19 protein-coding genes and 2 pseudogenes are annotated in these 25,395 nt (G+C 51.5%); 18 read left to right on the forward strand and 3 right to left on the reverse strand.

What is annotated here, in order from left to right; genetic code table 11:
* Positions 1 to 14 precede the first annotated feature (14 nt).
* The 18 genes and pseudogenes from ABV298_RS17375 to ABV298_RS17460 all read left to right on the forward strand — a co-directional run bounded on the left by ABV298_RS17375 (position 15) and on the right by ABV298_RS17460 (position 19,309).
* A complete protein-coding gene (locus tag ABV298_RS17375) occupies positions 15 to 578 on the forward strand; it encodes an alpha/beta hydrolase (protein ID WP_353717457.1) in 564 nt (187 codons plus the stop codon).
* Positions 579 to 827: 249 nt separating this feature from the next.
* Positions 828 to 1,295 (forward strand): YceI family protein, encoded by a 468-nt coding sequence (locus ABV298_RS17380; protein WP_353717458.1) that lies wholly within the window; start codon positions 828 to 830, stop codon positions 1,293 to 1,295.
* A 304-nt stretch (positions 1,296 to 1,599) separates the two neighbouring features.
* A complete protein-coding gene (locus ABV298_RS17385; RefSeq protein WP_353717459.1) occupies positions 1,600 to 2,577 on the forward strand; it encodes a glycoside hydrolase family 130 protein in 978 nt (325 codons plus the stop codon).
* 234 nt (positions 2,578 to 2,811) lie between these two features.
* On the forward strand, positions 2,812 to 3,534 hold the full coding sequence (locus tag ABV298_RS17390) for a DUF1080 domain-containing protein (RefSeq protein ID WP_353723203.1): 723 nt from the start codon (positions 2,812 to 2,814) through the stop codon (positions 3,532 to 3,534).
* A 94-nt stretch (positions 3,535 to 3,628) separates the two neighbouring features.
* Entirely contained in the window at positions 3,629 to 4,480 is an 852-nt protein-coding gene (locus tag ABV298_RS17395; RefSeq protein WP_353717460.1) for a sugar phosphate isomerase/epimerase family protein, read from the forward strand.
* Positions 4,477 to 5,553, forward strand: coding sequence for a ThuA domain-containing protein (locus ABV298_RS17400; RefSeq protein WP_353717461.1), 1,077 nt, complete (start codon positions 4,477 to 4,479; stop codon positions 5,551 to 5,553). Before ABV298_RS17395 ends, ABV298_RS17400 begins: the two co-directional genes overlap by 4 nt.
* Positions 5,554 to 5,584: 31 nt before the next feature.
* Positions 5,585 to 6,412 (forward strand): TIM barrel protein, encoded by an 828-nt coding sequence (locus ABV298_RS17405; protein ID WP_353717462.1) that lies wholly within the window; start codon positions 5,585 to 5,587, stop codon positions 6,410 to 6,412.
* A gap of 157 nt (positions 6,413 to 6,569) precedes the next feature.
* The gene (locus ABV298_RS17410; RefSeq protein ID WP_353717463.1) at positions 6,570 to 7,382 is read left to right on the forward strand and encodes an alpha/beta hydrolase; all 813 of its coding nucleotides are present in this window, start codon (positions 6,570 to 6,572) and stop codon (positions 7,380 to 7,382) included.
* 86 nt (positions 7,383 to 7,468) lie between these two features.
* A complete protein-coding gene (locus tag ABV298_RS17415) occupies positions 7,469 to 8,581 on the forward strand; it encodes an aldose 1-epimerase family protein (protein WP_353717464.1) in 1,113 nt (370 codons plus the stop codon).
* A 361-nt stretch (positions 8,582 to 8,942) separates the two neighbouring features.
* Complete coding sequence (locus ABV298_RS17420; protein ID WP_353717465.1) at positions 8,943 to 10,157, forward strand: hypothetical protein; 1,215 nt, start codon at positions 8,943 to 8,945, stop codon at positions 10,155 to 10,157.
* A 143-nt stretch (positions 10,158 to 10,300) separates the two neighbouring features.
* The gene (locus tag ABV298_RS17425; RefSeq protein ID WP_353717466.1) at positions 10,301 to 11,335 is read left to right on the forward strand and encodes a TIM barrel protein; all 1,035 of its coding nucleotides are present in this window, start codon (positions 10,301 to 10,303) and stop codon (positions 11,333 to 11,335) included.
* A 137-nt stretch (positions 11,336 to 11,472) separates the two neighbouring features.
* Entirely contained in the window at positions 11,473 to 12,633 is a 1,161-nt protein-coding gene (locus ABV298_RS17430) for a Gfo/Idh/MocA family oxidoreductase (protein ID WP_353717467.1), read from the forward strand.
* A gap of 82 nt (positions 12,634 to 12,715) precedes the next feature.
* Positions 12,716 to 14,218, forward strand: coding sequence for a sugar ABC transporter ATP-binding protein (locus ABV298_RS17435; protein WP_353717468.1), 1,503 nt, complete (start codon positions 12,716 to 12,718; stop codon positions 14,216 to 14,218).
* 93 nt (positions 14,219 to 14,311) lie between these two features.
* Positions 14,312 to 15,245, forward strand: a pseudogene (locus tag ABV298_RS17440) (ABC transporter permease).
* A gap of 96 nt (positions 15,246 to 15,341) precedes the next feature.
* Positions 15,342 to 16,274, forward strand: coding sequence for a sugar ABC transporter substrate-binding protein (locus tag ABV298_RS17445; protein WP_353717469.1), 933 nt, complete (start codon positions 15,342 to 15,344; stop codon positions 16,272 to 16,274).
* A gap of 440 nt (positions 16,275 to 16,714) precedes the next feature.
* A complete protein-coding gene (locus tag ABV298_RS17450; protein WP_353717470.1) occupies positions 16,715 to 16,921 on the forward strand; it encodes a hypothetical protein in 207 nt (68 codons plus the stop codon).
* 131 nt (positions 16,922 to 17,052) lie between these two features.
* Positions 17,053 to 18,420 (forward strand): Gfo/Idh/MocA family oxidoreductase, encoded by a 1,368-nt coding sequence (locus ABV298_RS17455; protein WP_353717471.1) that lies wholly within the window; start codon positions 17,053 to 17,055, stop codon positions 18,418 to 18,420.
* A 313-nt stretch (positions 18,421 to 18,733) separates the two neighbouring features.
* A complete protein-coding gene (locus ABV298_RS17460; protein WP_353717472.1) occupies positions 18,734 to 19,309 on the forward strand; it encodes a DUF4136 domain-containing protein in 576 nt (191 codons plus the stop codon).
* Positions 19,310 to 19,389: 80 nt separating this feature from the next.
* Here ABV298_RS17460 and ABV298_RS17465 read toward each other — a convergent pair whose 3' ends face one another.
* The 3 genes and pseudogenes from ABV298_RS17465 to ABV298_RS17475 all read right to left on the reverse strand — a co-directional run bounded on the left by ABV298_RS17465 (position 19,390) and on the right by ABV298_RS17475 (position 25,267).
* Positions 19,390 to 20,523 carry an efflux RND transporter periplasmic adaptor subunit gene (locus ABV298_RS17465; protein WP_353723204.1) on the reverse strand — a complete coding sequence of 378 codons (1,134 nt, stop codon included), beginning with the start codon at positions 20,521 to 20,523 and terminating at the stop codon, positions 19,390 to 19,392.
* Between the two features lie 27 nt (positions 20,524 to 20,550).
* Positions 20,551 to 23,750: pseudogene (locus ABV298_RS17470) on the reverse strand (efflux RND transporter permease subunit); the annotation flags it as partial.
* 56 nt (positions 23,751 to 23,806) lie between these two features.
* The gene (locus ABV298_RS17475) at positions 23,807 to 25,267 is read right to left on the reverse strand and encodes a TolC family protein (RefSeq protein ID WP_353717473.1); all 1,461 of its coding nucleotides are present in this window, start codon (positions 25,265 to 25,267) and stop codon (positions 23,807 to 23,809) included.
* Positions 25,268 to 25,395 lie beyond the last annotated feature (128 nt).

Raw genomic sequence — 25,395 nt, forward strand, 5'->3', positions numbered from 1 at the left:
ATAAAATTATGAGTATGCGCTTTCTGACCGTACCGGGGCTCGCGAGCTCAGGCCCGCAGCATTGGCAGACCATCTGGGAAGAGCAATATCCCGACCGTTTCGACCGCGTACAGCAGGCGAACTGGGACTGGCCCGTGAAGCACGAATGGGTTGCACAATTGCAAAAGCAGGTCAGCGAACTCACCGAGCCTACGATCCTCGTCGCGCACAGCCTGGGTTGCATTACCGTGGCGCATTGGGCACAGGAGTTTGGTTCGGAGCTGATCAAAGGCGCACTGCTGGTGGCGCCCGCCGATGCGGAGCTTTCGAAGCGCCTCAATTTCGTCGTCGGTTTTGCGCCCATACCCGTACGCACGATCCCTTTCAGGACGATCGTCGTGGCGAGTACCAATGACATTTATGCGACCATCGGCCGGTCGAAAGTATTTGCGGCAAACTGGGGCAGCGACTTTATCAACATCGGTAAAAAAGGCCATATCAATGCCGTCTCGGGATTGGAAGATTGGGTTGAGGGCAAGAAGATTCTGGAACGGTTCGAGGGCGTGCAGTTGCTCGAAAGCGAAGCAACGCGCCCCTGACAAACGACGTATAGGATTGTTAAAGCCTGTTAATGATTTGTTTAGTCCTTTAAATTCTTTATATCTTTCAAAACAATTCTTCTACACTTTAAACGATTGAAATTATTATGAAAAGAATGTTTGTACTTGCAGCAGCCGGTTTGCTTTTCAATGTTGCTGCTATCGCCAACGGTCCCGGAAAAAACGCCGCCGATAAAACGCTGAAGGTGGATACAAAAGCAAGCACGATCAACTGGGGAGCCAAAAAAAGTGACCGGAACCCACGCCGGAACCGTGCCCCTGGAAAGCGGGACGCTGATCGTTGATAATGACAAGCTGAAAGGAGGAAGTTTTGTAGCCGACATTAAATCCCTGGTGGTAACCGACGTGACCGACAAGGAAATGAATGGCAAACTGACCAATCACCTCAAAAGCGACGATTTCTTCTCGGTTGAAAAGCACCCGCAGGCGAAACTCGTGATCTCTTCGGTTACGCCGAAAGGAGGCAACGCTTACGACGTAACCGGCAAGCTGACCATCAAAGGCATTACCCAGGACGTGAAGTTTCCGGCGACGCTCACAGCCGATGCCAAAAAGGTAACCGCCAATGCCAAAGTGACGATCGACCGTACGAAATACGATATCAAATTCCGCTCGACGAATTTCTTCGAAAACCTGGGTGACAAGGCCATCGACAACGATTTTACACTAGATGTAAATCTGGTCGCGAACAAATAATCAGCGTATATTTAAAAGACATGAATCCGGTTTGAGCAATCAGACCGGATTTTTTTATTGGCGTTCCAGGCAGGTTCCGCAAGGGCTTAAATGCTTATATTTGAAAAATTTGATTTGATAACTGATAAAAATTCTATGAAAAATTTTATCGTTGGCTTCGCTATATGCGCATCGATTTTTACAGGCCGGGCATTGGCCCAAACCGAGAACCGGCTTCCCGAATGGGCTTTCGGGGGGTTTTAAAAGACCGGCGGGCGTCAACCCGGTCATTTCGCCCGATAGCACATCACGATTTTTCTGCCCCATGAACAAACGACCGGTCGATTGGGAATCGAACGACACGTTCAACCCCGCCGCTACCATTAAAAACGGCAGGATTGTCGTGCTCTACCGCGCCGAGGATAAAGCCGGTAAGGCAATCGGAATGCGTACTTCCCGGCTTGGTTATGCGGAAAGCGAGGATGGTATCCATTTCAAAAGAAGAAAAGAGCCGGTGCTGTTTCCGGCGGAAGACAGCCAGAAAGCCAATGAATGGCCCGGCGGTTGCGAGGACCCGCGCGTTGCCGTGACGGAAGACGGGTTGTATGTGGTGGTTTACACGCAATGGAACAAAGACAAAGCCCGGCTGGGCGTCGCAACCTCGCGTGATTTGCTGAAATGGGAAAAATACGGGCCGGTTTTCAGGGAGGCTTACGGAGGGAAATTTAACAATATCTGGACGAAATCGGGCTCCATTTTGACGAAGCTCGTGGGCGACAAACAGGTAATCGCGAAAATCAACGGCAAATATTGGCTCTATTTCGGCGAGGCCAATGTAAATGTCGCTACTTCCACCGACCTTATCAACTGGGAGCCTGTGGTAGATAGCAAAGGAGAGCTGGTCAATCTGATCTCGCCGAGAAAAGGTTATTTCGACAGTAACCTCACCGAATGCGGCCCGCCCGCCATCCTGACCGACAAGGGCATTGTGTTGCTTTACAATGGCAAAAACGATAAAGGCGAAGATGGTGATAAGCGCTTCACGCCCAATAGCTATTGCGCCGGTCAGGTGCTGTTCGATAAAAACGATCCTACGAAAGTCCTGGCCCGTCTGGATACGCCTTTCTTTCGCCCGATGGAGCCGTTCGAAAAGAGTGGGCAGTACGTCGCAGGGACGGTTTTCATCGAGGGAATGGTTTATTACAGGAAAAAATGGCTGCTTTACTACGGCTGCGCCGATTCACGCGTGGGAGTGGCTGTTTACGATCCGGCTGTAAAAGCCCCCGGCGACCCGTTGCCATAACGGCTGGCGTGAAGCCTTTGTGTTCATTCACACCAACTAGCAGGTTAGTACAGGATAGTGCATCAGATATTTTTAGGAATTTTTGGATATTAATTTCTGCTTTTTTAAGAGGGATTAACAGCCAAATATTCCCTTGCAATAAGGGAAGTCAGTTGTTCAGAAGTCACTAAACCTATAAATGCGATCAAAATGAGTTTCAGAATTATCAAGGCCGGAATGCTTCTGGCCGCCGTGATGACCCTCACCACCCAGGTCGACACTTTTGCCCAAAAAACCGAGAAAGGCTTTAAATCCATCTTCGACGGAAAAACATTGAAAGGCTGGGACGGCGATCCTAAATACTGGCGCGTCGAAAACGGCTGTCTGGTAGGCGAAATCACACCTGAGACACTTTTGAAGACGAACTCATTTATCATCTGGCGCGGCGGGGAACCCGCGGATTTCGAATTGAAAGGTTCGTTCAGGATCGCTCAGGCAGGTAATTCGGGTATCAATTATCGCAGCGAACAGCTCACCGACGTTCCTTTTGCCCTGAAAGGCTACCAGGCCGACATCGATGGTAAAAACAACTATACCGGCCAGAACTACGAGGAACGCAAGCGTACGACATTGGCTTACCGTGGCCAGAAAACGGTCATTAAGGAATATACCGGCGAAAAAACGCCGGAAGCCATCCGCTCACATGTGTCGAAGAATGCATGGACAGGCTTCGAGGTGGTAGGCTCCCTCGGTTCTTCTGACTCGTTGAAAGCATTGATCAAGAGCGAGGACTGGAACACATTCCATCTGGTAGTGAAGGGAAATCGCCTGCAACACTACATCAATGACGTCCTGATGAGCGATGTTACCGACAACGACACGGTAAATGGTGCCAGAAAAGGCCTTTTAGGAGTACAAGTACACGTAGGCCCGCCGATGAAGGTGGAATACAAAGACCTGCGCATCAAACAATATTAATGAAACATCGGCTGTCGGCTATCGGCCGTCGGCTTAATGTAAAACCTTTAACGCAAAGCTTATAGCCTAAGGCTTAAAGCGTAAAGCTTTAATAATGAATAAAATCGGATTTAATGTGCTGGCCTGGACGGCGGCAGTTTCGGACGACCTGTTCCCGATCATCGAAAGATTGAAAACGATTGGATACGACGGTGTCGAGTTTTATTTAGGCCCCCAGGAAGCCGCGGCTTATCAGCGGATGGGCAGTTTTGTCAAGGATTTGGGTCTCGAAACTACGGCGGTAATGACCCTTGGAGCCGACGAGAACCCGGTAAGCGATTCGGTAGAGGTACGCGAAAGAGCCCTGGATAAAATCAAATGGGCGGTGGACCGCGCGCACGACCTCAATTCAAAGGTCATTTGCGGGCCGTTCCATTCTGCGCATACCGTTTTCGTGAACCGGCCGGCCGAAGACCGTGAATACGCATTGGCGGGCGAAGTACTGAATGCGGCGGCCGATTATGCAGCTCAGGCCAATATCACATTCGCATTGGAAGCGCTCAACCGTTTCGAATGCTACCTGTGCAATACCATGGAACAGTTGCTCAAACTGGTGAAAGCGGCCGACCATCCGAACGTCCGCGCGATGTTCGATACGCACCATTCCAATATCGAGGAGAAAAGTTATCTGACTGCATTACAGACCATCGCGCCCGTGCTTGCGCATGTGCACATCAGCGAGAACGACCGCGGCACGCCCGGAACCGGCCAGGTGAAGTGGGACGATGCTTTCGCGGCGCTGGCGGCTATTAAATACGATGGCTGGCTGACGATCGAGGCATTTTCGCGCAACGACCCCGGTTTTGCGAATGCGATAGGCGTTTGGCGGGAATTCAACGAGCCATGGGATATTGCTGAAAATGGCTACAAGTTCATCCGCGAAATGAGCCTGAAACACGGGCTTTGATCAACCACATTCATTTCGGGTTTATGAAGAATCTTTTGAAATCAATGCTGGCATTCGGCATTGCACTGGTTACCTTCAACTCCAACGCACAGGATGATCCCGCGAAACACCGCGTGGTTTACAAGGGCGACAAGGGGCCGGGTGTGGGTAAGAATATCGTTTTCATTGCTACCGATCATGAGTATCGCGGCGAGGAGTCGCTTCCCGCACTAGCGCGTATTATGGCCAAACGTTACGGGTTTACATGCACAGTCGTGTACGCGCTCGACGAAAACGGCTATATCCTGCCGGGCAGCTCGAATGTAAAAGGCCTGGACGTGCTCGACAAGGCCGACCTGATGGTGCTTTTCATGCGTTTCGCGCATTTTGAGGATAAGGAAATGCAGCATTTCGAAAATTACCTCAAGCGCGGCGGCCCCATTGTGGCATTCCGTACTTCGACCCACGCATTCGATATCAAAAACGACCCGAAATGGGAGCATTATACCTGGAACTACAAAGGTCCCAAAACGGAATGGAAGGACGGCTTCGGTGAATATATTTTGGGCGAGACCTGGGTATCGCATTACGGCACGAACCATAAGCAATCTTCCAGAATAATTATCGACGAAGCACAGGCGAAGCATCCGATTATGCGCGGTGTGAAGGATATGTGGGTACAATCGGGTGGTTATACGGCCGCTCCGAAAGGAACTGTGCTGGCGAAGGGTGAGGTGCTGAACGGCATGACGGCCGATTCACCTGCCGACCCGACGAAGGAATTACTGCCCGTTGCCTGGATCCGCGACTATCAAATGGAAGGCGGCAAGAAAGGTCGCGCATTCACCACCACGCATGGTGCTTCTGAGGATTTGCTCAATGGAGGTTTCAGAAGAATGGTCGTGAATGCGATGTTCTGGGGACTGGGGCTTGAAAAGGATATTAAGCCAAACAACGACATTGCATTTGTAGGGCCTTATAAACCTACTACGTTCAATTTCAGCGGGTATAAGGCGAATGTGAGGCCATCGGACCTGGCCGGCTGGGATTCGCTGATCATGCCGGGCGAGGTGGTGAAAAAGAAGTCGAAGTGATTATCATATAATTGAAAATAAACTTTTTTTAATGTCTCAGCAACTTCCATTTCGCTTTGGATCAGAGGTTTATACCTGGTTCATGAGCAACAGCGGCCAGACACACCAGGGCCGGTTAGGACACATGATCGAAGTCATCGCGAAAGCGGGTTTTACGGGAATCCAACCGATTTTCACCTGGATGGGCGACCTCCAGGACCCCGACAGGCTTGAAGCTAAACTCAGGGAACAGGGTATCGAACTGGCGGCATTGGCCCTCGCACTGGAATGGAACGAAGCCGAGGAGACCGAGCGCGAGCGTGAAGTAGCCGACCACGCCATCCGCGTGTTGCAACGCTTCCCGGGCGCGGTGCTCAATACCGTACAAATTCCGACGGGAAGACATAACATCGAAGAGCGCCGGAAGCGCCTCGTGAACATAGTCAATACGGTATCGCGCCGTGCGGCCGACAAAGGCGTGCCATGCAGTTACCATCCCAACTCGCCGCACACATCCATTATCCGAACCGAGGAAGACTATAAAATCGTACTCGAAGGCCTGGACGCGTCGGTAACCGGCTGGACGCCCGATGTAGGCCATATCATCAACGGCGGAATGGACCCGCTGACAAAAATGAAGGAATATCAGTCGTTGATCAACCACGTGCATTACAAGGACTGGGACGGAAACCCCGAGTTTACATTGATGGGCAAAGGCAAGGTCGACCTGCCGGGCATAACCCAATGGTTGAAAGATATCAGCTATACAGGCTGGATAATTTGCGAGGACGAAGGCGAAGAAGCCCTCGAAGACCCCGATTTCGTGACCTTGCACGACGGCAAGTGGATTCGGGAGGAGCTGGTTCCGGGATTGCGATAGGCAGTAGGCTTTAAGCTGTAAGCCGTACGCTTAAAAACAGATTTTTAGAGATTGACAAGAAGGTTTAGGGTTATAGTTTATAGCCGGGTATTAACCGAGATATAATCAAGAAAACTAACAGCTTATAGCTTACGGCTTAAAGCATATAGCATCAATCATGCCTACAATAAAAACCAACGGTATCAACTTTTACTACGAAGAACGCGGGTCGGGTGAGCCTTTGCTGCTCATTATGGGTATTACTGCGCCGGGGGCGGTTTGGAATGTACACGTAGCCGATTGGAAACACCATTTCAGGTGCATTATCGGCGATAACCGCGGGGTGGGGCTGACCGATAAACCAGCCGGACCCTATTCTACCGAGCAAATGGCCGATGACTATGCAGGACTCCTGGACTCCCTGGGTTTGGAGCATGTGCATGTAGTAGGTTGCTCTATGGGCAGTACCATTGCCCAGCAACTCGCCATCCGCCATCCTAAAAAGGTGAGGTCGCTGGTACTGATGTGTCCGTGGGCGCGTTGCGATAATTATGCTAAGGGCCTTTTTCAGCATATTATGAACGCCAAGGCCCGTTTTCGGCCGGAGGAGTTCAGCTTGTATATTCAGTTGCTGATATTTTCCAAATCGTCGTGGGACGATGCAAAGCAGCATGAAGACCTCGAAAACGGCCGGAGAATAGACGCTTTCAACCCGTTTCCCCAGCCGTTGCATGGCTTGGAAAGTCAGGCGGCAGCTTGTATCAATCATAATGCATTGCCAGATCTGGGCAGGATCAATGTGCCGACACTGGTGATCGGGGGTAGGGAAGACATTTTTACGCCGGTTTGGATGGCCGAAGAGGTCGCTGGCGGTATTCGGGGCGCCGAGCTATTCCTCTACGATAAGCTCGGACACGCCTTCCATTTTGAAAGTACGGAAGATTTCAATGCCCGTGTAAGGAACTGGCTGAGCCGCGTACCGGTAGCCTGATCCGGCATTTTTTCAGTTAAAAACATTAAAACAAGGCATTTTGCGCCTTTTTCGGGTTAGACAATTATCAGTTTAATTAAGATATAATGGATATCGGCGATTCGAAAGGTACTGAAAAGCACGCGGAAGACCGGAAAGTAACGGACTGGGTAACCAAAGTATCGAACCACATCCAGGTAGGCGGCATCGAAACTTCCGTGCTGGATAACGGTGCTGGTCGTGGTACCCGCATCGCATGGATCAATACAGGCGGCGGACTGCGTTTCAAAATCGTGATCGACCGGGCAATGGACATTGCCGAGGCGTTTTACAACCAGCATAGCCTGGCGTGGATCAGTCACGGCGGCATTACTTACCCGCAGCCGTTTTCGGATAAGGGCATCGATTGGCTACGCACATTCGGAGGCGGCCTGCTAACCACCTGTGGCCTCTCGCACGCGGGCGGGCCCGAGTCGGACAGCTTCGGCGACCGCGGCTTGCACGGATTGATCAGCAATCAGCCTGCGGAGATCGTTTCGATTATCCAGCCCGATTTGCGCGCAGGGAAATATGAGATGAGCATTACCGGCATAGTCCGGGAAACGCGTCCGTTTGGGCCTAGCCTGGAATTAAAAAGGACCATTTCTGCCACATTAGGCGAGGCCAAACTACGTATTCACGATGAGGTAATCAATAAAGCCAATACAGCCGCCCCACATATGCTGCTGTACCATTTCAATTTCGGCTGGCCGCTTGTGGACGAAGGGGCCGACATTCTCTGGAACGGCAAATGGTATCCGCGCTTTGGCGACGAGAATGCCAAGATTTTCAGGGAGGGGAATGCATTTAAAAAGGTACCCGCCCCTTTGGAATCACACCTTGGCAGCGGAGAGGAAGTGGCATTGATCGATGTGGAGGCCGATATTTTCGGCGATAGCATTTGCGGCTTGCACAATGAGAAGCTGGGACTGGCCGTCGCATTGAAATTCAAAAAAGAACAATTACCGTGGCTGGCCAACTGGCAGCATTGGGGCAAGGGTGAATATGTGACCGGAATCGAACCAAGCACGCACCCGCTTTCAGGGCAGGCAAAGGCAAGAGAAGACGGGACGCTGATTTTCCTGCAACCGGAAGAGACGCGTGAATACGATCTGGAACTGAGCGTGATGACGACGAAAGAGGAGATCGGGGAATTTGAATTGAAGGTAAATGTATCGTAGACAAATCTTACGGTGCGCTGCACCTTGCTATTCGTTTGTCAATGCATTTAGCTACAATTATCAGGGTGCTCTGCACCTGCGCAAATCGGCAGGTGCAGCGCTCCAATGCTTGTGACGAATAATAATTAGGTAACGGTGCTTCGCAAAGTCGGAAAGTGCGACGCACCGTAATATTTGTAGACGGGAATTATCAGAGTGGCTCTGCATTCATGCAAAAACGGGAAGGTGCGGAGCACCGCAATATTTGTAACCCGAAAACGCATCGAATTTCGGGCGGGTGAATGTGCAAATACAAAATGACTACCGGTGCGGTGCACCATAATATTTGTAACCAAAAACCAATTTTTTTAATACAAAAACAATGGGACTTTCTAGTATAGCTGAGAAGGCGTTGGAGCAGGGAAAAGGCATTTTGCGCCTGGCGCCGACATGGGTGCCGCGTTCGTTTTGCGTTCCCGGCCGCAGGATCAAGTTGCACCCCGACGATTATTACGTGCTGGGTGGAGAACGTGGTGGCATCGACGAGCGTTGGTTGTCATCCACAACGCCTGCGGAAAATGGGCCGCTTACCGGCGAAAATGAAGGTTTGAGCCAAATAGTTTTTGAAGATGAATCAGGGGTTCAAAAAGTGACATTGCGGGACGCGGTAGATGAGCTGAAAGGCCAAATTATTGGCGACAGGCTTTGGGATCAATACAAGAGCTGGCCCATGTACTCCAAGTTTTTTGATAATATGGGGCCGCTTCCGCATCATATTCACCACAGGGATGAGCATGCCGCCATGGTGGGCCAGAATGGAAAGCCAGAAGCCTACTATTTCCCGCCTCAATTGAACAATCATGGCGGCGATTTTCCTTACACATTTATCGGTATCGCACCCGGTACTACCAAAGAGCAGATCAAAGAGTGTCTGATGAACTTCACCAAAGGCGACAATAAGATTACCAATTACTCCCAGGCGTTTCGTCTGGAGCCGGGAACAGGCTGGGATATACCTCCCGGCATGTTGCACGCGCCGGGCAGCTTGTGTACTTATGAGCCTCAAAAAGCATCGGATATTTTTGCGATGTATCAATCGCTTGTCAATGAGGCTGTTATTCCGGAAGAGTTGCTCTGGAAAGGAACGCCGAAAGACAGAATTGGCGATTATGACCTGCTGATGGAAGTGATCGACTGGGATTTGAACGTAAATCCTAACTTGATGGAAAAGCATTTCATGCGCCCGAAACCGGTAAAAGATGCCGCAGAGATGGCGGAAGAAGGATATAGTGAAAACTGGATTTGCTATAAAAGCGAGGCTTACAGTGCCAAGGAACTCACCGTTTTTCCCGGACGGACTGTAACCATCAAGGATGCCGCTGCATACGGAATGATTGTGATGCAGGGCCACGGCAAGTTCGGTGTCTGGGATATTGAAACCCCCGCACTGATCCGCTACGGGCAGTTGACCAACGACGAATTCTTCATCAGCGAAGCTGCCGCGATCGAAGGCGTTACGATCAGTAACCCGTCGACCACCGATCCGATTGTGATTTTGAAACACTTCGGTCCGGGTAATCCTGATTTGGTATTGTAGAGGCTTTAAGCTATAAGCAATAGGCTGTAAGCTCAATCAAGCACAAGCCTATTGCTTAAAGCTTATAGCTTATAGCTTTTTTTCCACCAGGCCAAGAGCTTACAGCCTAAGGCTTACAGCTTAAAGCCCTTATCTCTTAAACCATGCCTGAAAATAACTTCCCTAAACTCCACAATGCCACATGGCCTGGTATTGTGGGCAAAGGTTCCGACTCGGAGCCGATCATTCCTTTTGATACGCTTCTTGAAAAAACCGCCGCCGCCGAGGTAGACGGTGTGAAGTTCGACGGTGTCGATATCGGTCTTTTCGACGAGCATATCGGCGAATACCTGAATAGTGCCGATGGCGGCAAACGCCTCGCCGATAAGCTGGCCGGATTTAACCTCGAAGCGGGTAGTCTGGTGGCGAACGTATGGGCAGGTTCTGCCATGGGTAGCAAAGAGGCCCGCGATACGTTTGTGGAGCAGGTGCGGAAGGCCTGCGAATTTGGCAAGCAGTTGCGCGAAGCGGGTATCCGCAAAGGCGGCGTGATCCGCATCGACTCGGCGGCTTCACCGGAAGCATGGTCGGCCGATCCTGCCGGTAATACGAGGCTGATCGCCGAAACTTTCAGACGTGCCTGCGACGTAGCGGCCGATTTCGACGAAAAACTGGCTGCCGAAGGGGAGATCTGCTGGGGCGGTATGCACAGCTGGAAAGCGATGCTCGATACTCTCGAAGCGGTGGATCGCCCGAACATCGGTTTTCAGGCCGATATGTCGCACACATTCCTTTACCTGCTTGGCTACAATGCGCCGGAAGACCGCATTCTGCCAGCCGATTTCGAATGGAGCGATCGCGCTGCACTTGACGAGGGCTTCAAGAAAATGACGGCGGCGCTTCGTCCCTGGACTATCGACTTTCACGTAGCCCAAAACGACGGAACCGTTCACGGAACCGGCTCGCACGACAAAACGGGCCGCCACTGCCTTGCCACCGATCCAAACGGAAAACTCGACATCGTACATCACGCGGGCTATTGGCTCCGCGACGAAAACGGCAACCTTACAAAGGCATTCCGTCACATTTGCTGGGACGGCTGTATGTTCCCGAACGAGGTAATGTACAAGCAGCAGACCTGGAACGACATCCTCGCCGCATTGGTAGCAGTACGCAATGCGCATGGATGGATAGCGTAGAGGCAATAAGCAATAAGCAATAGGCTTTATGCTTTTTGCTCTGCTTAAAGCATATGGCTTACAGCCTAGAGCTTTTCAAAATATTCCAAACCTAAGGCTTAAAGCTTAAAGCTTACAGCCTAAAGCATCAGACAAAAATGTCAGAAAAAAAGCAAATCCGCGTTGCGCTGATCGGTTCCGGTTTGATGGGCCGCACGCATACCAATGGTTATAAAAGAATCGGGGACTTTTTCCCTGAACTCGAATACCGCCCGGTGTTGGCGGCAGTTTGTTCCCGCAATGAGGAGAAAGTGAAGGCTTTCGCCGAACAATGGGGCTATGAATCGTATGAAACCGACTGGCGCAAAATCATCGAGCGCGACGATATCGACGCAGTGGACATTTGTACGCCGAACGACACGCACGCTGAGATCGCGTTGGCGGCCGCGGCGAAGGGCAAGATGGTCCTCTGCGAAAAGCCCCTCGCACGCACGCTTGCGGAAGCAAAAACAATGGTAGACGCCATTGAGAAAGCGGGTGTTAAGAACACTGTCTGGTACAACTACCGCCGCGTGCCTGCCGTGACTTTGGCGAAACAAATCGTTGATTCAGGTAAACTGGGGCGCATTTTCCATTATCGCGCCAACTTCTTGCAAGACTGGACGATCAGCCCGGATGTACCGCAGGGCGGAGCCGCTACGTGGCGACTGGATGTGGATGCGGCGGGTTCCGGCGTAACCGGTGACTTGCTGGCACACTGTATCGACACGGCAATGTGGATCAATGGTGGTATCAAAGATGTGTCGGCTGTGGCTGAGACGTTTATTAAAGAGCGCAAGCATACCGGTACCGGTCAGGTTCAGAAAGTAGGCATCGATGACGCCTGTATTTTTCACTGCCATTTCGACAATGGCTCGCTGGGCCTGTTCGAATCGACCCGTTATGCACGTGGCCATAAGGCGCTTTATACATTCGAAATCAACGGTGAACATGCATCTATCCGCTGGGATCTGCATGATATGAACCGCCTGGAATACTTCGATCACGACGACCAGTCGATCGTTCGCGGATGGCGCTCGATCCTCGTTACCGACGGCGACCAGCCTTATATGAAGCGCTGGTGGATTCCGGGAACTAGCATTGGTTACGAGCATTCATTTGTACACCAGGCCGCCGATTTCTTCGAAAGCCTGCAAACCGGCAAACCCTGCTCGCCAACTTTCCGCGACGCCTACGAAACACAAAAAGTGTGTGAAGCGGTATTGGAATCGGCGGCTTCCAAAAGCTGGAAGGAAACCGGCGTACATTGGGAAGGATAATCCTGTGACGCATTCCATATCTGAGGCTTTAACCGGGTTCCGCAGCACGGGACGAGGTTGAAGCCTCAGTTTCGATACCGCTATGTCTGATTATTTGCTGAGGGTTAGGGAAATTTCCAAGTCGTTTGCCGGCGCCAAAGCGCTGGATAATATCCGTTTTGACTTGAAAAAAGGCGAAGTACATGCCTTAATGGGCGAAAACGGAGCGGGAAAATCGACCTTTATGAAAATACTGGTCGGTCTGGTCGCACCTGATTCCGGTGAAATTTTGCTTGAAGGTGAAAACCTGGTAGGCAACAATGTAAACGAGACTTTGAAAAAAGGCATTTCCATGATCCACCAGGAAATCCTGGTTGTACCGGAGTTGACCGTCGCCCAAAACATTTTTCTGGGAAGAGAACGGGAGCTTTCGGGCAAAAGTGGCGTGCTTTCGGGTTGGTTGAATGATTCGGAGACCAACCGGCGGGCGGCGGCGTTGCTTGGCCGAATGGGGGTTGATATAGCCCCAAAGGCGAAGATGAAGCACCTCAGCGTAGCGCAAATGCAAATGGTCGAGATCGCGAAGGCTATTTCGAACAATGCGAAGGTGATCATCATGGACGAGCCGACTTCGGCGATTTCGGACAAGGAGGTGGCCACATTGTTCCAGATCATCGGCGACCTGAAAGCACAGGGCGTCGGTATTATCTATATTTCCCATAAAATGGACGAGATATTCCGGATTTCGGATACCGTGACTGTGCTGCGCGACGGGAAATATATCAACACCAAAAGTGCCGCCGAGCTAGATCAGAATGCATTGATCGCGATGATGGTCGGACGGGAGATCGATCAGATGTTTCCCGAAGCTACACAGCCAGCAGGCGGAGAAGTGCTTTCGGTCCGCAATTTGAGTCGTGCCGGCAAGTTTGCGAATATCAGTTTTAGGGTTAAAGCAGGGGAAATCCTGGGGTTGGCCGGTTTAATGGGAGCAGGCCGGACTGAAATAGCAAGGGCTATTTTCGGTTTGGACCAATGGGACGAGGGAGAGATCACGATCAAAGGAATGTCGCTGAGAGCTCGGACGCCGCGCGAAGCGATCGACAAAGGCATCGGCTATGTGGGTGAAGATCGGAAAGGCTTAGGGTTCATTCCGAGCATGTCCGTCAAAGACAATATCACGCTTTCCAGCATTAATAACCACCGCAAAGGCGGTTTTATAGATACACACAGCGAGCAATCGGTCACCGGAAAAATGATTGCCGATCTGAAAATCAAAACGGCCGGTACCGGGCAGCAGGTTGCACATTTGAGCGGCGGGAACCAGCAGAAAGTAGTCATAGGCAGAGTGTTACTCGCTTCGCCAGATCTCATTATCCTCGATGAACCCACCCGTGGTGTGGATGTCGGGGCGAAATTTGAAATTTATAAATTGATCCGCAGCCTCGCCGACCGGGGCATGGCGATCATCATGATATCGTCGGAACTACCGGAAATCCTGGGCCTGAGCGACCGGATCCTGGTTTTATCCAAAGGAAAACAAACCGCGCTGCTATCGAAAGCGGAAGCGACGCAGGAGTTGATTATGAAATATGCGGTAGCGTAGCGGATGTTACTATAAGCAATAAGCTATAAGCAATAAGCTTTAAGCTTACAGCCCCATTAACAAACTTAAACAGTCCGACAGCCGAAGTACCCTATGAACCGATTCTCCAAACTGGGCCAATACGGCATTTTTCTCGCATTTGCACTAATATGCCTCGTGCTGGCATTGAGTACGCCGAAATTTTTCACGGTTTCCAACTTGCTGATCATCGGTAACCAGGTATCCATCAATGCCTTGCTGGCATTCGGGGTAACATTCGTGATCATAACCGGGGGGGATCGATTTGTCGCTGGGTTCAATGGTAGCGGTTACCGGCGTTGTGGCGGCCTCATTTGCGCATCCTGATACCTACCCGCTGATTGTGCCCTTGTTGACCGGCCTGGCGGCGGGTTCGGCGATGGGTGCATTTAACGGGCTGGTTATTACAAAAAGTAAGGTACCGCCATTCATTGTGACGTTGGGAACCATGACGATCGGTCGGGGGCTCGCGTTGATTTTGAGTAAGGGAAGGCCTATTTCTAACTTGTCCGATGAATTCAACTTTATCGGTGGCGGGAATATCGCCGGCATTCCGTTCCCGATTATTGTGCTCGTGATCGCCTTCGCGGCATGTTCCGTTATTTTGAACAGGACTATTCTCGGGCGCTACATGTATGCGGTGGGAGGTAACGAGCCGGCGGCGCGTGCATCCGGGATACGGGTGAGTCGCGTGAAAATGTGGGTATATACCATTTGTGGTCTGCTTTCTGCAATGGGAGGCATATTGCTCACTTCCCGCATTACAACCGGCCAGCCAAATGCCGGGGCGGGTTTCGAGCTCGACGCCATCGCGGCCGCCATTATCGGTGGTAGCAGCACATCGGGCGGTACCGGGACTATGACCGGCACGTTGATCGGCGCACTGTTGATCGGCGTGATCGGCAACAGCCTGGATTTACTGAATGTGAGCTCCTACTACCAGCAGGTTGTGATGGGCATGATCATCATTGGAGCGGTGGTACTGGATGGGGTTGGGAAGAGGGATTGATTGAAGGAGAGGACGGAGGAAAGTAGGGAAATTTGAATTGATTTTGAAATACTAAAACATAGATGCGAAGCCGGAAGGTCGGCGCTTGGATAACTTATGAAACGCAATGCAATTTTTGCGGCACTGATCGCCGTTACGATATTGACGGGGTGTAGTCCATCTTCCGATAAAGGGTCCGGTGAAGACAAACTGGTAATCGGCGCCACGATGTTGAGTATGCAGAACGAGTTCATCGTCAATGTGAGCGACGCTATGGAAGCGAAGGCTAAGGAAATGGGGGTCGAGCTGGTTACCGTTGATGCGGAGCGTTCCGCTTTGAAGCAAGTGGAGCAGGTAGAAAGCTTCATTGGCCAGGGTGTAGACGCTATTATCATGAATCCCTGTGAGGTAGAGGCGAGTTCACCGGCGGTTAAACTCGCAATGGACGCAAAAATCCCGATTATTAACGTCAATTCGGAAACATCGGCCAAACCGACGGCATTCGTAGGCTCGGACGACACCGAATCGGCACGTATTGCCATGAAATACATTGCGGAGAAATTAGGCGGTAAAGGGAATGTGTTGATGATGCATGGTTTTATGGGCCAGGCAGCGCAAATCAAGCGCGACAATGGTGCAAAGGAAATCCTGAAAGCCAATCCCGGTCTGAAACTGCTGGCGGAGCAATCTGGGGAATGGGACCGCGCAAAAGGCATGTCGCTGGCTGAGAACTGGATACAGTCCTATGGCGATAAGATCGACGCTATTTTTGCTCAAAACGACGAAATGGGCATGGGGGCCGTAAAAGCGCTGGAAGCCGCCGGCTTGAAGAACAAAGTACTGGTCGTCAGCGTCGACGCCATTCCCGATGCGTTGCAGGCAGTGAAAAAAGGGACGTTGGATGCCACCGTTTTTCAGAATGCGAAGGAACAGGGCGAAAAAGCGATAGAAACAGCCGTAAAAGCGGCTAAGAAAGAGCAGTTTGAAAAAGAGGTGCTTATTCCTTTTCAACTGGTGACGAAGGAGAATGTCGGGACGTTTTTGAAGTGAATAATTTTCATGGAGTTGAGATCAATCAGTTTTGACGATAATGGCTATCTCGTCCCCGACGAACTGATAGATATTCCATGGAGCTATTTTGAACAGATTTTTATATTCAACCATCAACGGGCTGAATTAGCGATACAATTGAAGGAATTTGTGTTCAGCGTAACTGGTTGGAACATAAATAGATTACAGATTTGGGTTGACGGTTCTTTCATAACACTCAAACCGCATCCAAACGATATCGATTTGGTTTGTTTTGTGGATAGTGTCTTTTATGAGTCCAATCAAGCGCGACTTTCCCAAGCTTGACATCTATTTTGTCAAAAACTATCAAACCGAGCATCCCAAGTACTTTTTGACTAACTTTGATAAACTTGATTGGCTACATTTTCTGACCAGGGATCGTCAAAACAGAAGAAAGGGATTGTTAATGTGCTATTATCATGAGACCGTTCGATCAACTTCAAACAGAAATACAGGATACGCTTGAGAATATCATTCGGGTGAATGCTTCTATCGCCAGGCATGAAACCCAGGAACAGCCTGACGAGCTAGCTATCGCGCAGTTCGAAGAGATTAAGCTGCAATTCACGGAGCATTTGGTAAAGCTATTAGCGCAGATGGATATTATATTAAGGGTCGCTGCGTAAGATATCGGGATATTACTTTATCGTTTTTTTTCCTGCTAAATAATCCCCCTTAAAAGTAAAACGCCACGCTCTCCGCACTTTTACCGCCATATGGCGTTTGCCAGTTTTCCTGAAACCAATCAAAATCACGAATGAACACTTTCAATATCAACCGCCGTAGTTTCCTTCACGGGGCCACGGCTGCATTGGCACTTTCAACTTTCGGAGCGCAGGGAATGGACCTGATCAACCCGGCCAAAACATGGCGCGTAGGGTTAATTGGCACGGGTTGGTATGGAAAAAGTGATCTTTTCAGGCTGATCCAGGTCGCGCCGGTAGAAGTGGTCGCGCTGTGCGATGTAGATAAAAACCAACTGAATGAAGCGGGCAAGCTGGTGAGCCAGCGGCAAAAGTCGGGTAAGACGCCGAAGTTGTACGGCGATTACCAGAAAATGCTGGCGGAAAATGAAATGGACATCGTCCTGATCGGCACGCCCGACCATTGGCATGCGCTGCAAATGATCGACGCGGTAAAGGCGGGTGCGCATGTGTACGTTCAAAAACCGATCAGTGTGGATGTAATGGAAGGAGAAGCAATGGTGGCGGCTGCCCGTAAGTACAAAAAGGTAGTGCAGGTAGGAACGCAGCGTAAAAGCACGCCGCATTTGATCGACGCCAAGAAAAATATAGTGGATGCGGGTCTCCTGGGCAAGATATCGCATGTTGAAATGTGCTGCTATTACCACATGCGGGCTAACGGAAACCCGCCCGTCGAGGCAGTGCCCGATTACCTCGACTATGAAAAATGGACAGGTCCGGCTCCGTTGCGGCCTTACGACGGCTCGCCCCATATCCGCTGGTGGCGCACGTTTATGGAATATGGCAACGGCATTACCGGCGATATGTGTGTACATATGTTCGATACGGTACGCTGGATGCTGAAACTGGGCTGGCCAAAAAAAATTACGTCGACGGGTGGTATCTATGTGCAGAAAGAAGGTAAGTCTAATATATCCGACACACAATCAGCGATTTTCGAATACGACGGGCTGAATTGCGTCTGGCAGCACCGCACCTGGGGAACGCCCAATAACCCGGATTATCCGTGGTCGTTTACTCTGTATGGCGAAAAAGGAACGCTCTGGGCGAGCACCATGGCGTACGATTTCATTCCGCAGGGCAAAGGCGAAAAAATCCACAAGGATGTCGTTTACGAAAAAGAGAAATATCCGGAAGACCTGAAAGAGGACCGGATAGAGCTGAACGCGGCACCCGCTACGCGCCTGCACATGCTCGATTTTCTGAATGCGATCGAGAACAACGGCAGGCCGGTCGCCGACATAGAGGAGGGCCATATTTCGACGGCAAGCTGCATTTTGGCAAATCTTTCGATGAAAACAGGTCGTTCGATTGTTTATGACCCAATAAAACGCGAAATTGTGGGGGACAGAGAGGCTAATGCCCTCCTGGCCCGTGCGTACCGGGCACCCTACAAACATCCTGACTATAAGCACGTCTAGGATAGGTATTTAAAGTTCGTGGTCCCTATATATTCCCAGTACATCGCGTCCGGCAAAATCCGGGCGCGTTTTTGTTGATGGCACGGTATTTTTCAATGCCGCGGCTGCAACAGAAAACCGTTCGCGGAGGTATAAGGGAAAATGAGGGTTTATGGCCTGTGCAAACGTTTGAAATGATTTGAAATAAGTAATTGTTTCCGTCAATATATCAGTTTTGTTTGTTTAAAAGTTAATTAGATGTTTCACGGATATTTAAACCATTTACCCCGTGAAACTGTCAGAGTAGTACAACAAAACCAAACGTTAAAACACAATGAAAACCATAGCGAAGTTGATAAAGTCCGCCGGCGTGGCGGTTGTGGCGGGTGTGTTCATCATGGCTTGCAGCAATGCCCTTCAAGTCAGTTACGACTACGACTCCTCTGTGAACCTCAAACAATTCAAAACTTTTAAAGTAGAGGCTGAACATAACATGGAGCAGGACCCGTTGCTGGGTAGCGAGCTGAACAGACGCAGATTGGGCGATGCCGTGGTGGAGGTGATGGAAGCCAAAGGATATAAGCTGGACACCAAGAACCCTGAAATCGTCGTGCGTTTTATGACCGACGTGAAGGATCGTCAGCAAATCCGTTCCAACAATATGTACTCCCCTTACATGTGGTGGTATGGCGGTGCGAACAACATCTCGACCTACAACTACCAGGAAAGCCGCTTTATTCTTAACATCTATCAGAAATCGACTGAGAGGATGATCTGGCAGGGATGGGCATCCGGAAAAGTGAAAGCACCGACCAAGAAGGAAGATGCGAATGCGATGGTCCGCAACACCATGGCCGATATCCTGAGATCGTTTCCCGAGGCGACTGCCGATACTTACAGCAGGAAGTAATTTTAAGGGACGAGCAGTAATTCACAACAAAAATGCCGGGCTTACGTCCGGCATTTTTCATCTCGGATTGTTGCTGCCAACTACAAATCCTGCCCGTTGCGATATTCCTCCGACGCTTTCTTCACCACCGCGTCCCCGTCGTGCAGATCACCGAATACCTCAACCAAAGTATCGACCACGATGCCACGCTTCACAGGGACCCATTCCGCTTTTTTGGCTTTATCACGGATTACGAATACCTGCTCGCTGGAATTGACAACGGCAGTAACCGGTACGAATAAAGTGTTGGCCGTGCGCTCGGTATTGAGCTGCACCTGGGCGTACATGCCGGCTTTCAACTCATTTGAGCGGTTATTAACGTCGAATTCGGTCATCATCGAACGGTTTTCTTCGGACAATGTCCGGGAGCTGCGGGCGTAAACAGCTTTGTAAACTTTTTCAGGACTGGCGGAAACCGTGAAGCTGACCTCGCCTTTGTCCGGTATGGCGCTGGACATATTTTCGGGAATGGCGAGCGTCAGGCGAAGCCTGGTGTTGTCTTCCAGTATAAATAATGGTTTGGCGCCGCCTTCTCCGGGCCCTACGAGCGCACCGGGACTGATATTTCTTTCCGTAATGATACCGTCGAATGGCGCAGTTACGGTAAGGTAACGCGATAATTCGGTCTTGGTTTCCATGAATGACCTGGCCGCCTGCACATTGCCCTTGGCGACCGACATCGCCGCGCTATCTGCCGCAGCGCGTGCTTTGGCGAGGTCGAGCTCGTGGAGGGAAACGGCGCCTTCGGTGCGGTTTGTCTTTTGCAGGCGATTGTATGTCAATGCACTTGCCTGGTAGCGGGTGGTAATTTCGTGTAATGCGGCCTCGGCAGCGATAAGCTGCGCTTTGGCCTGGCTTAGTTCGGAGATGATTTCGGGTGCTTCCAGTACTGCCAGCACCTGGCCTTTCCTGACGATCGTACCACGGTCGACATTCACCGTTTTAACAAACCCCTTCACCTTCGGATGAATGCTTACCTTGTTCCAGGGCTTCAACTCGCCGGGCAATGCGATCTGCTTGGCCGGTTTCATACTTTTGACGAATGCCAATTCCACAACAGGTTCTTTAACCGGAGCCTTTACTTCGTGGCTTTCGCTCGTCTCGGCCGTACTGCTGCACGCGCTTATGCCCGCAGCGACGGTAATCAGTATCAAAATGGATTTCAGGGTATTCATAGAAACGGATGTTTGGAGTTTTTTACGGAAAAAATTGCTTTCGGGATCTTCGGGATCGAGGGATACCGAATTGATGGACGCTTTGCGCTGTACGAGGGTAAAAACGGCCGGCAGAATCAGCAGCGAGGCTAATGTGGATGCAATGAGCCCGCCGATAACAGCCTGGCCGAGCGGTGCGATCTGGTCGCCGCCTTCGCCAAGGCCCGAGGCCATTGGTACCATACCGGCGATCATCGCGATACTCGTCATTAGGATAGGCCGGATCCGGCTTCCGGCCGCGAGCGTTACGGCTTTACCGGCATCCCGCAATTTCAGGCGCAGGTTCTCCGCATTGGTTACCATCAGGATCGCATTCGCCACGGATACCCCGACGGACATGATCAGACCCATATAAGATTGCAGGTTCAACGTCGCGCCGGTCAGCAATAGCAAGCCGATCGAACCTACCACCACCGCGGGAATGGTAGAAAGTACCACCAGCGACAATTTGAAAGATTGGTAAGTAGCGGCCAGCAGCAGGAACATGATCACGACGGCGATCAGCAGGCCCGTCTGCAAGCTGCTCAACGTCTCGGTCAGCAGGTCGGTTTGGCCTTTCAGTTCTACAATTACCCCACGTGGCGGCTCGCCCGCATTCTTGATGGCCTTACGGACGGCGGTAGTGGCGGCGCCGAGGTCTTTTTTGTGAATGTTGGCGGTGACAGTCACGAGGCGGTTAGGACCGGCGCGGTCGTATTCGCCCGGGGCGGTTTTTTCGGAGAATGTGGCCACATCGGCGAGCAGCGGATTGCTGACGCCGGTTTTCAACGGAATGGTACCGATGTCTTCCACGGAGGTCATCTGATATTCGGGGATCTGAACCTGCACCTGGTATGCGAGCCCTTTCGCATCGTCGAGCCATAGGTTTTTATCCGTAAAACGGCTGGAAGAAGTCGCGGCGACCATCGACCGTGCCACTTGCGTGGAGGTGATTCCCAGTTGTCCGGCCCTTTCGCGGTCTATTTTTACGTCGAGAATGGGGTATTCCAATGGTTGTGCGATCTGCACGTCGCGCAGGAAGGAAATTTGCTGCATTTCTTTCTGAATTTTACGAGCGAACCTTCCAGCTTCTTCCACATCTTTGGCGGCCACGCTTACTTCGATCGGAGTCGAGGCCCCCTGGCTCATGATTTTGTCGACCAGCTCGATGGGTTCGAAAGAAATGGCCAGATTGGGAATTTCCCTGCCGATTCTCGCCCGTAGTTTTTCTTTCAGCGCATCCATTCTGACAGGATAGTCCTCTTTTAGCGAAACCTGCAAAACCGCCTCGTGCGGGCCGCTGTTGAATACGAAAATGTTCGAAGTACCGTAACTGGAAGGTACGGTGCCCACGTAAGCCGAGGATATTTCGACATTTTCTTTTCCGACTTCGGATTTAATCAGCTCCAATACTTTCAATGTAGCTTCTTCCGTGCGCTCCACGCGTGTGCCGTCAGGAGCGCGCATCCGCATCTGGAACTGGTGACTGTTGGCCTTGGGTAGAATGTCCGTTCCGATGAGGAAGAACCCGCCGACGATCAATGCGATGGTGCCTGTCAGGTAAACAGGCACGACGAGGCGCTTGCTCATGATGCCGTTCAATACCCGCAGGTATTTCAGTTTGAATTTTTCGAAACCGGTCGGAGGTAGCGACGGATGGGCGCCCTCCTCGATCACGTCGTCGATTTCCCGGTTATCGAGTGCAAGGGTAGGGGCTTCGTGGTGCGGATGGTCTTTCAGAAGCCAGTTGGAAAGCACAGGTACCAATGTCTGCGAAAGTAGGAACGAAGCGATCATCGCAAAGCCTACGGCCAGCGATAGCGGCAGGAACATCGATCTTGGAATACCATTCATCACAAACGACGGGGCAAATACGGCCAGGATCGCGAGCAAAATCAGGAACTCGGGAAATGCGATTTCCTTACAAGCGTCCCAGATAGCCTGTTCCTTCGGTTTACCCATTTCCTGATGCTGGTGAATGTTTTCGATCGTTACGGTAGCCTGGTCGACAAGCACGCCGATAGCCAATGCCAGCCCGCTCAGTGTCATAATATTGATGGTTTGTCCGAATAAATTCATCAATATGACCGCCGAGAGGATGGAAATAGGAATGGTGACGATCACAATGATCACGCTCCGCCAGTCTTTCAGGAAGAGCAGCACCATCAAACCGGTTAGCAACGCTCCGAGAATACCCTCCGTAATGAGGCTTTTCAACGAGTTGGTCACATACACCGACTGGTCGAATTCGTAGGAAATCTTCACGTCTTCCGGCACGGCATTTCTGAGTTGCGGCAATGCGGCGCGGATGTTGTTTACGACATCGAGCGTGGAAGCGTCCGATTTTTTAACCACCGGGATATAAACCGCACGGCGTCCATTGATCAGCGCATAACTCACCGTCACGTCGGCCCCGTCTTCTACCACGCCTACATCGCGGATGAACACCGTAGGGCCGGCACCGACACGGATCGGAATATTCAGAAAGTCTTCCGGCTTCTTGATGAGCGAGTTGACGGGCGTCATCAAAGTCTTATCGCCTACCCGGATGTTACCGGCCGGTGAAGGCTGGTTATTTGCGATGATCGATTTGATCACTTCCTCGGGAGTCAGATGATAGCTCCTGATCCGGCTCCGGGTCGACCCGCACGACGATCGTGCGCTGGTTACCACCGAATGGCGGGGGGCTCGATACCCCCCTCGATGCGGCTGAACATCGGACGCACCCGCGAAGAGGCAAAATCCTGGATTTCATTCAGCGATCGCGAGGCGCTTTCGAATACCATCTGGCCGATAGGCACCGAGCTGGCGTCGAAACGGACTACCTGTGGAGGCACGGTACCTTCGGGCATATAGGCCTTGGCGCGGGAGACGTTGTTGGCGACCTCCGCTGCCGCCTGCGCCATATCGGTGCCGGGATAGAACGAAAGTTTGATCAGCGACAAACCCTGGATCGTTTTGACGTCCACGTCGCGAATACCCGATACGTACAGAAAGTGGTCCTGGTAACGGGTGGCAATGAAGCCGTCCATCTGGTCGGGGGCCATACCTCCGTAAGGCTGCACCACGTAAATGGTCGGTAAATCGAGGTTCGGGAAAATGTCGACGGGGATACTCCTTATCGACAGAACCGAGAAAAAGAGGATGCCGATCACGACTACCACGATGGAAACGGGCTGTCGGAGGGCAGTTCTGATGAGTTGATACATAATGTTCGGATTTGTTTTGTCATGCTTCGACTGCGCTCAGCATGGCAGTTTGCGTATCACTGGGTTACTTGATTTAAGAACATGCTTAGATCACCGGCGGCGGCGGCTTTCAGCAGGAGCGAGCGCCACGCGTTGCCGTTGGTTACGAATTTGTCGACCTCGGCGCGGTTTAATGCGTTCACGCTTTGTGCCAGTGTGAAAAGGTCGGTCATGCCGCTCTGGTAGCGTGCTTCGGCCTGGTTGAATGCCCGTTGCGCGGCCGCGAGCTGCACGGGCGTGAGGCGTGCCTGTGCGAGCGAAAGCTGGAACTGCATTTCCGATTCACGCGCCTGGCGGTCGAGCTGGAGTTGTTGTGTACGGTATAGTGATTTGAAACGCTCGACCTGGAATTGCTCCGCCCGGTAATCGTTTCTCGCCCTGAAGATTCCGGTCAGATTCCAGCGGGTAGAAACGCCGAATAAATAATTGTAAACCTGGTATTTGACCCCGCTACCGAAGTCGGTGCGGAAGGAATCGTCTTTGTTCGAAACGCCCGAGCCGCGTCCCCATCCCGCCCCTACCAGCGAAATGGACGGCAGGTACGACCGTTTCACGGCCATACTGCGGGCCAGCGAAGCGTCGATTTGTGCCTGCGAGAATTTCAATGCCGGGTTTTTAAGGAATGAGGCTGTTTCGCCGGGTGAGGCGGGCAATTGGGAATAGAAACCCATCGTATCCACCTGAATGCTGTCGCGCAATTCGCCGGTCAGTTCCGAGAAACGCAGGCGCTGTGCCTTTTCGGCGCGCTGACTTTCCAGTAAAAGCAATTGTGCTTTGGCATATTCCGCCGCGGCAAGGGAGCTGTCGACGCCGGGCCGCATGCCGGAACTCACGGCGGCGTCCGTCACACGTTTGAAAACGGTAGCTCTTTCAAGGTTCTGTCGCTGCGCGTCGACGAGTTTTTGATTAATTAACAATAACAGGTAAGCATCGATAATCTTGACCTGATGCTGAAACAGTTCATTTTCATAATCGGCCTGGCTGCGGGCCAAATCTGCCCGGGCGGCATTGACGTGGGCATTTACCTTCCCGAAATTGAAAACCTTCCAGTCCACCATGGCCGTCGTGAAGCTGCCAAACGTGCCGGTGTAGTGGTTTTCGGGGCGGATACCGCCGGACGGTGACAATGCGCTGCCCTCGTTGGGCAGGAATGCGCCGGCTACGCTGTTACTTGTGCCGTAGGTATACTGGTCCTGCACGATAAACGCGGGCAGATAGTCGGTTTTGACGGATTTGATACGGTTTTCGGCGCTGCGGATTTCGGCCAGTTTGGCTTTAAGAAAAGGGAAGTTGCCTTTCCCCTGTTCGAGCGCCTCGTGCAGCCTGATCTGCTGTGCGTGCACGGGAATGTACGCGAGCGCGAGCATCAATAGCGCAGGCCATGTTTTTTTAAAGAGCCGGTGTGTGAAACTTTCCGGTGAATGCGCATTTCCCGGCGGAAACTGACTGGGAACGGGGTGATACTGGGAGTGCTTCATAATTCGGGTTAAAGTGATTTTTAGCCGAAATTAGAGCCCAATTCTGGAAACATTTGGGAAACAGAACCGTGCAAAGGACTGTTTACTACTTGTTTATCCCTTCCAAAATGTTTCCAGATTCGAACCGT

The sequence above is a fragment of the Dyadobacter sp. 676 genome, assembly GCF_040448675.1.
Classification (GTDB): Bacteria; Bacteroidota; Bacteroidia; order Cytophagales; family Spirosomataceae; genus Dyadobacter.